The sequence below is a fragment of the Pseudomonas sp. GL93 genome, assembly GCF_003408955.1.
GTDB lineage: Bacteria > Pseudomonadota > Gammaproteobacteria > Pseudomonadales > Pseudomonadaceae > Aquipseudomonas > Aquipseudomonas paracarnis.
In genome coordinates this window covers 1-12201 of record NZ_NKRF01000137.1, presented here as the reverse complement: position 1 = coordinate 12201, position 12201 = coordinate 1, and the positions used below count along the sequence as shown (strand labels likewise).

Here is a 12201-nt window from a genome sequence, read left to right as displayed (position 1 = left end):
ACAACGGGGTTATGGCGCTGCGGCGAACAATGCGGAGCCGACGTGTTGCCAGTCTTCATTCATCAAGGTGGCATGCAGGTCGGTGGCCTTGAGCAAGGCCCTGGCAGAAAGCCCGGTGAGCCTGACGGCTTCATGGCAACGCAGGAGCCAGTCCAGGTCGGCCAGGGTCTTCACCTGCTTGGCAGGCAGGTATTCAACGAGCAGGCCGATTTCATCGGCATCCCACTGGAGCAACGCGGCCAGTTGCGCGGTGCAAGCTCCATCGTCAGTCACGGTGGAGCCTTCATCGGAGGATGAATTGGCGCACTGCAAGTAGGCGAGCACGCTGTCCTGTGCCAACCCGTAGGTGTTGAGGCAATGGGCAAAGCGTTGCAGCAGGTACAGCGTGTTCAGCGTCAGTTTGAGCAGCGAGGCTGCGGCGTGGTCCGGGCTCAGCCAGTGCGGATGGAGCACGAAGGCCTGCAAGGCCTCACGGCTCACCGCCAGCCCCAATGACACCTCGGCACCCGGCAGGCTCAGCAGCACATTTTTCAGTAGCTCCGTGGTGGATTCGGCAGTGGCAGTGCGGGCAATCTGCCGAACCATGAGTTTGCGCCACTGCAGGTGCGTTGCCGGGTCGCCAGCAAGGTGCGAGGGGACACCGAGCAGCGTGTCGATTTTTTCTTTCAGCGGCCGCATTTGTTGGTAGAACGCGCCCAGCTTCTTGGCCACTGCTTGTTTGGCGTCGTTGTGCAGAACCGCATTGCGGTCCGGGTCCAGGCTCAGGGTTTGGGCTTCGATAAGCTGCACCAGCCCATTGGGTAGTTCTTTGGGTGGTGCCGGCTTGAGCTGCGGATTGCTGCGCAGCAGCCCTTGTACGAGGAGGGCATGCCAGGCAACGGGCGCCACCTTGGTGTCGGGCTCGGGCTGGGGTAATGACAGGTCAGCGAGGTCTTCTTGCACCAGCAGGCCATGTCGGGTCAGTTCGATCACGTCATTGAGTTGCGTGATATGCGTTTGCACCTGGGGCGGCGGGGACTGGGCGTCCAGGAGCAACTGGCGGCGAAGCTGATCAACCGTTTGACCCGTGTCATTGAGCCAAGTGACCAGCCAGTCCATCTGCATCAGCACATCGAGCAGGTCGGCAGGTGCATTGGCACCGGAGCGACGCAGGCTCGGGTTGACCAGTTGGGCGGTGTAAACCTTATCGCCCAGCAGCGCCGCCACATGGTAGCTGTCGAGCACTGACAGCCCGAACAACTGTGCGATCCGGGCTTGGCGATACAGCGCGCTATAAAACGTCAACGTCGGGCAAGAGGGGGGTAGATGCAGGCGGGCCTGCTTGATCAGCCAGTGCAACGAGTCCGGGGTATCGCTCAGGTGCAAGCCAGCGCAAAGCTGGTGGCGCAGGGTGGCCGGGATTTCCTCATTCAAGACCAGCGTCAACGTGTCCAACGTCAGCGCCTGGCCTGGCAACGGGCCGGGGTTGAACAGCTCGTCATACAGTGACAGGCGAATGCCGGGTGCCCAGACGGGGATCTCATTCAGCATTGCCGCAAAGGCTTGCAACGACAGGCCTCGACGGCGCTCCAGGTAGCGATACACACCCAGTGCCCGCAGGGTGTTGTCATTGGCGGGCTGGGCGGGGTCACCGTCCGGCTCGCGCCGCATGACGGCCATCAATAGGGTATCGAGTTCGTCAAAGGGCAATTGCGTCCAGCGTTGCAGGCGGATCATTCGGTGCAGGCGCTGGTAACGGTCCCACGAGGTGTTTTGCAGGTGCGCGCCACGTTTGTCCTTGGGGGCGATCGACAGGGGCGTCTGGGTCTCGGTGGCCGTGGTGACCGGACCATTCACGTACGCGGCGCCGTTGTGCAGGCTCAGCTTGGTCGGCGTGGTTGGCAATGCGCTTGGTAGGACGTTGTTCGACAGCGCCGGCACATACTTGCCACAGGCCAGTAGCGCTTCGGTTTGATCGGACGTCAGTCCGGTCATTTGCGACCAATGGGACAGCTCCTCGAGGAGCGGCTCCTGGGTGCCGTAGTGGCGGGTAAAAAAATCCTTCGCCTGTAGGCTTTCAGGTCTTTGTACAAAGGGCTCCGTCAATAACATTTGCTGTGCAGGGCTCAGTCCGCTGAGCAAACGTTGCGCTTCATAGGCCTCGTGCCTGACCACGCCGTAAGTGTTTTGCGCGCGCTGGCTGGTAGGCAGCTTGAGGCTGATGCGATAACTGAGCTCGCCCAATTGTGGCTTGCCGCCGGACAAACCGAGCCAGCACTGCCGATGCGCACGTTCGAACGGCAGCACGAAGGGGAAACGTTGCTTGCCGAGCACCTCATCAAGGGAGCGACCGCGGTCTTCATGACGGGTTTCTTTGAGGTGGGCGTCAATCAGGCTGGACAGGGTTTCGTTGATCATCGAGAGTTGAGGAATCACAGTGCTGAGGCTGCGTTCGTCCAGGGGCAGTGTCTTGAGTTCGGGGCGTCGCTGGTCGAGGGTGACTTTGGGCTGTTTGCCTCTACCGCTTTTTTCCAGCGCTTGGGCAAACAGGTATAACGCCTTCAGATAGGCGACCGGGGAGTCGATTGCTGCCATGGAAGAAGCTGAACACAACAGGTGCCAGTCCTCTTTGAACAGGTGGGTGTAGGTGGGGGAATGCGCGTCCATTGTGATGAATCTCCTGAAAACCCCCGGCCACTGCCAAGGGCAATGGCACGCTAGCATGGGCCGCCAGGCCGGCTCGGTCGGCCGGATCGCTGAGTGAACGAGGAGAAATCATCGGTGCAAATCGATAGCGCGACAGGGCCTGTGGGTCGCCGTCGCGCGAACCTTGCTGCGAGGAGGCAGCCGTTACGCCGCCAGCGGTTTTTTCGCCATGGCTTTTTTATGCGCGGCCTTCATCGCTTCCATCTCGGCCCCCAACTCTTCGAGCAGCGCTTTACCTAGCAGCTTTTTAGCCTGGGGGAACATCTCGGTTTCTTCCTCTTCGATATGGTGCTCAAGCAGCTCCTTGACCACTTTGACGCGACCGGAAAACTCGGTGGACGAGGGGTCGGTTTTCTTCAAGTCCGGCAGTACCAGCGAGTCGACGGTACGGTGCTCCTCCTTGGCTTCGTGGTACATGATGTCTTGTTCCTTGCCCCCGGCTTTTCTGAACGCGGGGTAGAGGATCTCTTCTTCAAGTTGGGTATGCAGAGTGATCTCCATCTCGAGTTTGGCCAACAACTCGGTACGCTTTTTTACTCCGCGTTCAGTGGATTCGCTCAACTGGGTCAGCAGGGTCTTGACGCGTTCGTGGTCGGCTTTGAGAAGGTCGATGGCATTCATAGGTAACCTCACGGAGGGTGTGCGGGCGTGTCGAAGTGCACGCCTCGTGGTGAGGGAGGTTGCATCAGGCGTACCAATTTCAAGAGTTGTGAGATTCTGTTTAAAATCAAAAGGTTATATTTATTTTTTGGCTTGGCTGTCGTGCAGCTTGCATGGTCCGGTCGCGTTGACATTGCACAACGCCTAACCGGTGGCGGACGTTCAGGCGCAATGGAGCAGGGGGTCATAAAACGGGGCCTGAAAATCTAATGGAACCCTTGGGGCATCTGCTGGACCTAACCCTTAGACTTCAGGAGGTGAATCATGCAAATTGAATATATCTGGATCGTATTGGCGGTGATTCTGCTGCTCTTGGAACTCTGGGCGATCAATATCGTATTGCGCAGCACTGGTGGATGGGAGACCAAGGGGTTGTGGGTGGTGGTGCTGGTGTTCGTGCCGCTGCTGGGGTTGATTGCGTGGGCAATGTTCGGGCCCAAGCGTGAGATGGCGCAGCAGCGAAAAAGCTGAAGCGGTGAGTGATAAAAAACAGGCGCCCATGGGGCGCCTGTTTTCATTGCGGTCAACCGATCAGCCGCCGATGGCCTTGGCAATCGCCTCATTGAACGCCGGTAGATCGTCCGGCGTGCGCGAGGTGATCAAGGTCCAGCCATTGGCCTGGCACTCTTTAACCTCGGCCTCCACCACGCTGGCAGCGCCGGCGTTTTCAAGGTCGATGCGCACGCTTTTATAGGCGGTCAGGGTTTTGCCGTTGACCACGCCAGCGTCGATCAGTGTCCATGGCCCGTGGCAGATCGCCGCGATGGTCTTGCCGGCCTGCACGAACTCATTGATCAAGCGCAGCGCGGCGGCATCCTGGCGCAGCGTATCGGCATTGACCGTGCCGCCCGGGATGACCAGCGCATCGAAATCGGCGCTGACGACATCCGACAGTTGCACGTCGGATTCCACGGTCTGGTCTTTTTCGGTGTCGCCGACAAATGTCTGGGTGCTGCCGCCTTTGCTGGAGGCGTGCGTCACAGTGGCGCCGTAGCCACGCAGCGTCTCCAGAGGCTTGAGCAGCTCGTCGCGCTCGATGCCGGTGTTGGAGGTGATGACGAGGATGTGCTTGCCGTTGAGTTGCGAGCTCATGGTCGAGTGTCTCCTTGGGTCATGGATGGATTAATGGGCGTATTTGGTTTGCAGTTCCTTGGCCATTTTCAGGTGGGCTTCAAGGGTGGGCAGGGTCTTGGTGGCGAAGGCTTTCAGCTCGGTGATACCCCTCGGCGGCGTTGTCGACAAAATCGTTGGAGGTCGCCGCCATCGCGGTGGACATCGAGCCTGCAACCAGCATGAAGGTAAGGCCCATCGGTTTCATCAGTCGAGTTTTCATGGTGTCTCTCCTTGGAAATGGCGGGATGCCGTTACCTGACTGTTGAATCGAGAAGCGGGTAAAAGGTTTAAATTTTTTTGCGCTTATTTGCCCAGTGGTGAGGCGGGGCAATTGACTTGAACCAATCCGGATTCGCAGGGTTCTGCTGCATAGGGCCGTCATCTCAAGGGCCTGCCACTGCCAGGAGGATTGCACTGTGACTGATCGTAAAACCGCCGATAAAACCCCCGACCCCATCAGTTCTGAAGACGCGCAAAAAGGTAATGCCGAGGCCACCAAAGGGCAGACGCTTGAACCTGCGAACCCCAAGACCAAAACCATCGACAAAGTGGTAACGCCGACCTCGATCAAGGACATTGAACGGCAAACGGATGCAATCAACGAGACGCTCAACAACGGGCGTTGAACCTGCTGAGTTGATCGGTGGCGAGGGAGCTTGCTCCCGTGGCGGCCTGAAAGCTGCCACTGCTGCTTTTATATAAATAAATATAATAATTAGCTTAGATTAAAATGTGCTTTTTATTATTTGTGACCATCCCCTAGTCTTGCCTGGAAGTCCCCTTAGGCCATCCAGGAAGATTTGCCATGAGCAGCGTCACGCCGATTTCCAGTGTCTTGAGCAATGTGCGCCAGCGGGTCACACCGCAAGAGTGGGAGGTGCGGGTCAAGTTGGCCGCGGCCTACCGACTGGCGGCCTTGTACAAGTGGACCGATCATATCTACACGCATTTCTCGGCGCGGGTGCCAGGGCCCGAGGCGCATTTCCTGATCAATGCTTTCGGGCTGTTGTTTGACGAAATCAGCGCCTCCAACCTGGTCAAGGTCGATCTGGACGGCACCATTGTCGATGACCCCACGGGCCTGGGGATCAACTACGCCGGCTATGTGATCCACAGCGCCATCCACGGCGCACGCCATGACTTGCAAGCGGTGCTGCACACCCACACCCGCGACGGTATTGCGGTGTCGGCGCAGAAGCAGGGGTTGTTGCCGATCTCCCAGCACGCTATCGCATTCTCGGGGCGTGTGGCTTACCACGGTTACGAGGGCGTGGCCCTGGACCTGGACGAGCGTGAACGGCTGGTGGCAGATTTGGGCGACAAGAGCGTGATGATCCTGCGTAACCACGGCTTGTTGACGGGCGGCGTCAGCGTCGAGCATGCCTTCCAGCAACTACAAAGCCTGGAGCGGGCCTGCAACATCCAGATTGCGGCACAGGCAGCGGGGAATGCCGAGTTGATCTTCCCACCGGCTGAGGTGGTGGCCAAGGTTGAGCAGCAGGCCAAGGTGTTCAGCAATGGCGAAGGCCCGGGCGTGGCGCGGCATTGGGATGCGCTGGTGCGCCAGCTTGAGCGTACAGATACCGACTACAAGAACTGAGTCGAATGGACTGTTCCCACCCAGAGCGTGGGTGCAATCACTGTAAGGTCGTGATGGGCGATCTTTGGTATCAGAGGCGCATCTCATATAGTAAAAATATATAAAAAACTGTCATTTCCTACAGTTATTTATCTCGGCCAATAAAGAAAAAATAGCCTCTCATTTTTTGGCGTACCCCGTAAAGAGGTGCTTGAGATGCTGACGGACACGGTGCTGGATTTATTTGCAGATCGTCTCGCTCAGGACGCTACTGCCCTGGCAGTCGTGACCGAGACAGAACGTCTTACTTACGCAGAGCTGGATTACAGAAGCTCTAAAGTTGCGGCCTTTTTGCAGTCCCGTACTATCGGGCGGGGTGACTACGTGCTGGTGCAGGGCGAGCGCTCCATTGAGTTGATCGTTGCATTCCTGGGCGTCATCAAGCGCGGTGCGGCGTTTGTTCCGATGGACCGCCAACTGCCCTATAACCGTAAAGCCTATATCGCCAGGCAATGTGCGGCCTCAATCATCATTTCCACTCAACCCCATGATGTCGAGCCCTTGCCGGCAACCGAAGTCATAACCGTCAGCGAGCTGCTGAACTCCAGTCAAGCGTTGAGTTATCAGCCTGTTGGTGTCCGACGCGATGATGCGATTTATGTGATTTTTACCTCGGGCACTACGGGCGAGCCCAAAGGCGTAGTGATCGAACATCACAGCGTCGCGCAATTGATGATGCAGCACAATCGAGATTTGGGTGTGACGTCTTCCAGTCGTTGCAGTTTCATGGCCGCTGTGGGGTTTGATCTTTGCCAACTTGAAATCTGGTCCGCGCTGACGGCAGGAGCCTGTCTGTATGTTCCGGGTCAGGATGCGCTGCTCAATAGCGATGACTACTTGTCATTCTGTGTCGCGAAACAGATCACCCATGGCTTTGTACCCACATTGAGAATTTATGACGTGCTGAACGCCAGGCAGCCGCAAGGATTAGCCTTGAGCTGTCTTTACACCTGCGGTGAAAAACTCCATCCCGTGGAAGTCGACCATCTGCCTTATCGTGTTTTTGACTGCTATGGCCCCACCGAAACCACTATCTACGTCACTCGTAATGAGGTTCAGAGCAAACGCTTACAAAGGCCTGCATCGATTGGTTATGCGATAGATCACTGCCGTATTCATATTCTGGATGAACACCTCAACGAGCTTGTAGCTGGCGAAGTGGGGGAACTTTGTATTGCCGGGCCGGGCCTTGCTAGGGGCTATTTGGGTGCGCCTGAATTGACTGCGCAGCGCTTTATTTATTCACCCGCGCTCAAATGCCGGTTGTACCGCAGCGCAGACCAGGCCCGAGTGTTGGCGGATGGACGCATTCAGTTCCTGGGCCGGATGGATGGGCAAACAAAGATTCGTGGCTACCGTATCGAAACCGGTGAAATAGAGACGCGCCTGCTCAAAGAGCCGAGCATCAACAGTGCGGCGGTGATGGTGCAAGACACCGGTACACAAGCGCAAAAACGCTTGGTTGCTTTTGTCGTACCGCGCAACAGGCAGGGGCATAGCGGGGGATTGGTTGAAGAGCTGCGACGCAGCCTTGCTATGGATTTGCCTGATTATATGGTGCCCGAGTTATTCCATCGCCTTGACAGGCTACCTGCCAATGCCAATGGCAAGGTAGACAGGCCAGCTCTGTTGACTCTATTGCAGGCGATGCCGACCGTAGCGTTGGATATACAACGCTTTACGCCGGGCCCACAAGTTACGTTGGCGAGGACGTGGTTTGAGGTGTTGGGCCACGCTGATTTTGGCCCGCAAAACAACTTTCTGAAGGTCGGCGGGCACTCCCTGGGCATTGCAGGATTGGCGGAAAAATTGTCAGTGCAGTTCAATATTCACGTAGCGGTGCGCGACATATACGAACATCTGGTACTTGAGGATCTAGCGGCCACGTTACACCGACGCACTCAGTCTATACATGGAGAAAAAGGGGCCGAGCGTGTGCACGTTTTCGAAGCCGATGGGGCGCTCCCGCTGGACATGTGTTTCGCGCCAGGCTTCGAGCCGATGCAATTGAAGAGTCCCCAACATACCTTACTGACTGGCGCGACCGGGTTTGTCGGTATTCATCTCTTGCACCAACTATTGTCCACCTCAACCGCCCATATTCATTGCCCGATTCGTTGTGACAATACGCCGGCTGGGCTGGTGAGGCTGCAGCAGGTCAGCGAGCGTTATCAAGTGCTCATCAGCGAAAGCGATTGGAAGCGCATTCACGTGTATGTAAGTGACTTGGCGGATGAGCAATTGGGTTTAGGGAAAGAAATGTTCACCCATTTGGCGCGCTGCGTGGATGTGGTCTATCACTCGGCAAGCGCAGTGAATTTCATCATGCCTTACAGCTATATGAGGCGAGATAACGTAGAGGGTCTCAAGCAAATCCTCCATTTTTGCGGTGCGCAAAAGACAAAGGCATTGATGCTGATGTCGACCATCTCAATCTATAGCTGGGGCCATCGTTTCACCCATAAGAGCCATGTGTACGAACAGGATGATATCGACGAAAACTTACCGGCTATTCGCGATGACCTGGGTTATGTACAGAGTAAGTGGGTGATGGAAAACCTCGCCGATCTGGCCGCGTCCCGAGGTCTGCCGTTAATGACCTTTCGGCTGGGTTACGCCACCTGCCATAGCGTGACTGGCGAGTGTGCTCACTACCAATGGTGGGGGCGCTTTATCCGCACCTGTCTGGCGTATGGTGCGGTACCCGATCTGAAGCGTATGCGGGAAGGCTTGACCACTGTGGATTTCATGGTTGAGGCGGTGGCCCATATTTCCCGCGCCCCCCAAGCGCTGGGGTTGAAGTTCAACCTGTGCCAACCTGAATCCACCAATCTGGATCTCAAAGCATTTTGTGAGCGGGTGGGCGAGCATTATGGCCGAACGCTTTCGGTTGTCCCGTATAAAAATTGGCTCGCATTGTGGGAACACAACCCCGAAGCATTACTTTACCCATTGCTTGGAATGTTCAAAGACCCGATGCACGCAGATCAGTCCATCCTTGAGCTTTACCAAGAAAATTATTCCTGGGATCGCAGCAACACCGTGCGGTTTCTTGAGGGCAGTGGCATTCGCGAGGCCCAATTCTCTGGCGAAGTATTGGCGCGTTATCTCGACAAGTTAGGTCCAGACAGCTCACGTCAGAGCGATAGTTGATGCGTTGCTTCCCGACCCGACGGTACTGGCTCGGTCTGCCAGGTAACGCGCCGGCGGTTGGCCCATGGCCTTGCGGAACATGGTGATAAACCCGCTGGCATTTTCATAACCCAGGTCCAGCGCCACGCTCTGCACGCTTTCGCCGTTGGCCAGGCGCTGCAGTGAAAGGATCACATGCAACTGCCGGCGCCAGCGACCGAAGCTCAGGCCGATCTCTTCCAACAACAGGCGGGTCATGCTGCGTTCGCTCATGCCGATGCGCACGGCCCATTCGCCCAGGGTCGATTTGTCGCCGGGGGTGGCCAATAAGCTGGTGGCCAGCCGATGCAAGCGAGGGTCCTGGGGCATGGGCAAATGCAGGGCTTCGACAGGGGCCTGGGCCAATTCGTCCAGTAACGTCGCCACCAGACGGCCCTGGGCGCCGTCTTCGTCGTAGAGCTGCTGGAAACTCACCGTCTTGCCAATCAACTCATGCAGCAATGGCGACACCGACAGCGTGCAACATTGCCGGGGCAGGGCGCTGGCGGCGTCCGGGTTGATCAACAGGCAGTACACGTCCGCTTCGCCAGCGCCGCGTGCCGCGTGGGTCACTCCGCCGGGAATCCACAACGCGCATTGTGGCGGCACGATCCAGATACCCGCCTCGATCACACAATGCACCACGCCGCGCAAGGTGTAGATCAATTGCCCGTGTTGATGGTGGTGAGGGGTATGTTCCCAGCGTTCGGACGTACTCGAGGCGCCCACTGCAACAATCGAGCGAGGGATCGCGGCGGCGTCGCGGACCCGGCAGGGGTCGTACTGGTCGAGGCGGTGATGAACCATGCTGATAACTGCCTTGGCTGGATTGCGAAATATTCTGGCTATTCTATGCAATGCTGTCCAGCGTCACGCGCCCTATGATGAGAATCAATCTCATCAAAGGAGCTTTGCCATGCGACTCGACAGTTCAACTTTCCCGGTGGTGAAAATCTTTTTCGACGCGCCTAGCGAGGGAGCGCCGGAAGACGCCTTCCTGACATTCGAACGTCTGCTGGCCCGTGAGCAGCCCTTCTTGCTGCTGCACGAAAAAGCCGTGGATGAGAACAATCACGAACACGCCCACGAAGAGCGCAAGCGCGCTTCTATCTGGATGAAGAAAAACAAGGCTGCCTTGCGCGCCTACGTCAAAGGCATGATCCAAGTGGAGCCCAGCGCTGCCAAGCGCCTGGCCCTCAAGCCCTTTGCCGTGACGTTCGGCAAGGCCTGGGGTTACCCCCTGCTGGTGGTGGAGTCCAAGGACCGCGCCTGGGCGCTGGCCCAGGATGTGCTGGATGCAGAAGTGTCGGATGTGGCGCATTTCTAAGGCCTTACCCAAGCTCGACAGCGTCCACAATTGAACTACCTTGATTGACGAGCCTTCCCACTCGGTACTCAAGCATGCGCACTTTATGGACGCGGTACCTGGCGTTGCTGGAAAACGACCTGAGCACGCAGATTTTCGACAATGTTAAGAACCTGTTGGTCTGCGCGTTGTTGTTTGCGGCGGGGACCAACGCGCTGGTGGGACCGCGCGAGTTGCTGATCGGTATCTTCGCCTCCAGCGTCGCGGGCTGGGGCTTGATTGTGCTGTCCACGGTGCTGATGCTGTTGAACGTCAGCGACGGCATTCGCCGCCTGGCCAAATTGCGTTATCACTTGGCGTTGCAACTGTTGTTGATCCTGATCTACGTGGTGATTGCCGAGCGGGTGGTAGAGATTGTGTGGGTGTTGCGCGCCCATTGACGTATCCTCCGCGCCTCGTTTACCACTGATTCGAACAAAGATGACAGGACAAGCTATGCAGGCGCTGCTGGAGTCGATCCTCGACGAAGTGCGCCCCTTGATCGGCCTCGGCGAAGTCGCCGATTACATACCCGCGCTGGCCGACGTGCCCGCCAACCAACTTGGCATCGCGGTATACGGCAACGACGGCACGGCCTACTGCGCTGGAGATGCCGACACGCTGTTTTCGGTGCAAAGCATTTCCAAGGTCTTCAGCCTGGTGCAGGCCATCGACCATGGCGGCGAAACCATCTGGGAACGCCTGGGTCACGAGCCCTCGGGGCAGCCATTCAACTCCATGGTGCAGCTGGAATTCGAACGTGGCCGCCCGCGCAACCCCTTTATCAACGCGGGCGCGCTGGTGATCTGCGACATCAACCAGTCACGCTTCGCCGTGCCGATTCTGTCGATGCGCGACTTTGTACGGCGGCTGTCGGGCAACCCGCAGATCCTGGTCAACAGCGTCGTGGCCGAATCCGAAGCCCAGCACGGTGCGCGCAATGCGGCCATGGCTTACCTGATGAAGTCTTTTGGTAACTTCCACAACGATGTGGACGCGGTGCTGCACAGCTACTTCAACTATTGCGCGTTGCAGATGAGCTGCCTGGACCTGGCCCGAGCGTTCAGCTTTCTGGCCAACGAAGGCGTGAGTGCCCACAGTGGCGAGCAGGTGCTGACGGCGCGCCAGACCAAGCAGGTGAACTCGATCATGGCCACCAGCGGCCTGTACGACGAGGCGGGCAATTTTGCCTACCGCGTGGGCCTGCCGGGCAAGAGCGGGGTCGGCGGCGGGATTGTCGCGGTGGTGCCGGGGCAGTTTACGGTGTGCGTATGGTCGCCGGAGTTGAACGCAGCGGGCAACTCGCTGGCGGGGATGAAGGCGTTGGAGTTGTTGAGTGAGCGGATTGGGTGGTCGGTGTTTTGAGATCGTTCTCCCTGTGGGAGCTGGCTTGCCTGCGATAGCGGTTCTTCAGTGTCAGATGTACTGGCTGACACAGCGCCATCGCAGGCAAGCCAGCTCCCACACTTTGATCTTTATTGTTCGTTTAACCGTGGGTGAGTCCGTCACAGCCGGAACGATCACTGTAGGAGCGAGGTTGCTCGCGAAAAACGCCCAGGCCCTGCGCTCATCCAGGTTGCCCGCGTCA

The 12201-nt window shown here is 57.7% G+C and carries 11 protein-coding genes and 1 pseudogene; 7 read left to right on the top strand and 5 right to left on the bottom strand.

From position 1 onward, the window contains the following. Window positions 1-9 precede the first annotated feature (9 nt). Entirely contained in the window at window positions 10-2646 is a 2637-nt protein-coding gene (locus CER19_RS28315; protein WP_116668805.1) for a Tc toxin subunit A, read from the bottom strand. A 183-nt stretch (window positions 2647-2829) separates the two neighbouring features. After that, a complete protein-coding gene (locus tag CER19_RS28310; protein ID WP_003191732.1) occupies window positions 2830-3306 on the bottom strand; it encodes a hemerythrin domain-containing protein in 477 nt (158 codons plus the stop codon). A gap of 303 nt (window positions 3307-3609) precedes the next feature. Here CER19_RS28310 and CER19_RS28305 point away from each other — a divergent pair, with 303 nt between their 5' ends. Continuing rightward, window positions 3610-3816, top strand: coding sequence for a hypothetical protein (locus CER19_RS28305; RefSeq protein ID WP_032896961.1), 207 nt, complete (start codon window positions 3610-3612; stop codon window positions 3814-3816). A 60-nt stretch (window positions 3817-3876) separates the two neighbouring features. Here the strand turns inward: CER19_RS28305 and CER19_RS28300 are convergent, their stop codons facing one another. Together CER19_RS28300 and CER19_RS28295 are read right to left on the bottom strand one after the other, a co-directional pair. Further along, window positions 3877-4437, bottom strand: a complete 561-nt coding sequence (locus tag CER19_RS28300) for a type 1 glutamine amidotransferase domain-containing protein (RefSeq protein ID WP_116668804.1) — start codon at window positions 4435-4437, stop codon at window positions 3877-3879. Window positions 4438-4467: 30 nt separating this feature from the next. Then, window positions 4468-4678, bottom strand: a pseudogene (locus tag CER19_RS28295) (DUF4142 domain-containing protein). A 196-nt stretch (window positions 4679-4874) separates the two neighbouring features. Between CER19_RS28295 and CER19_RS28290 the strand changes: the two are divergent. The 3 genes from CER19_RS28290 (at window position 4875) to CER19_RS28280 (ending at window position 9250) form a co-directional block, all read left to right on the top strand. Then, window positions 4875-5084, top strand: coding sequence for a hypothetical protein (locus tag CER19_RS28290; protein WP_116668803.1), 210 nt, complete (start codon window positions 4875-4877; stop codon window positions 5082-5084). A 179-nt stretch (window positions 5085-5263) separates the two neighbouring features. After that, window positions 5264-6058, top strand: a complete 795-nt coding sequence (locus tag CER19_RS28285) for a class II aldolase/adducin family protein (protein WP_116668802.1) — start codon at window positions 5264-5266, stop codon at window positions 6056-6058. Between the two features lie 195 nt (window positions 6059-6253). Beyond that, a complete protein-coding gene (locus CER19_RS28280; protein WP_116668801.1) occupies window positions 6254-9250 on the top strand; it encodes a non-ribosomal peptide synthetase in 2997 nt (998 codons plus the stop codon). Here CER19_RS28280 and CER19_RS28275 read toward each other — a convergent pair. After that, window positions 9230-10075: a helix-turn-helix domain-containing protein gene (locus CER19_RS28275; protein WP_116668800.1), complete on the bottom strand. Its 846-nt coding sequence runs from the start codon at window positions 10073-10075 to the stop codon at window positions 9230-9232. The genes CER19_RS28280 and CER19_RS28275 overlap by 21 nt on opposite strands. 109 nt (window positions 10076-10184) lie before the next feature. On the opposite strand from CER19_RS28275, the gene CER19_RS28270 reads away from it, so the two are divergent. From CER19_RS28270 to glsB, 3 genes are all read left to right on the top strand, one after another. Further along, window positions 10185-10595 (top strand): hypothetical protein, encoded by a 411-nt coding sequence (locus CER19_RS28270; protein WP_116668799.1) that lies wholly within the window; start codon window positions 10185-10187, stop codon window positions 10593-10595. A gap of 74 nt (window positions 10596-10669) precedes the next feature. Beyond that, on the top strand, window positions 10670-11014 hold the full coding sequence (locus CER19_RS28265) for a hypothetical protein (RefSeq protein ID WP_014718790.1): 345 nt from the start codon (window positions 10670-10672) through the stop codon (window positions 11012-11014). 55 nt (window positions 11015-11069) lie between these two features. Next, on the top strand, window positions 11070-11978 hold the full coding sequence (gene glsB, locus CER19_RS28260; protein ID WP_116668798.1) for a glutaminase B: 909 nt from the start codon (window positions 11070-11072) through the stop codon (window positions 11976-11978). Window positions 11979-12201: the final 223 nt, after the last annotated feature.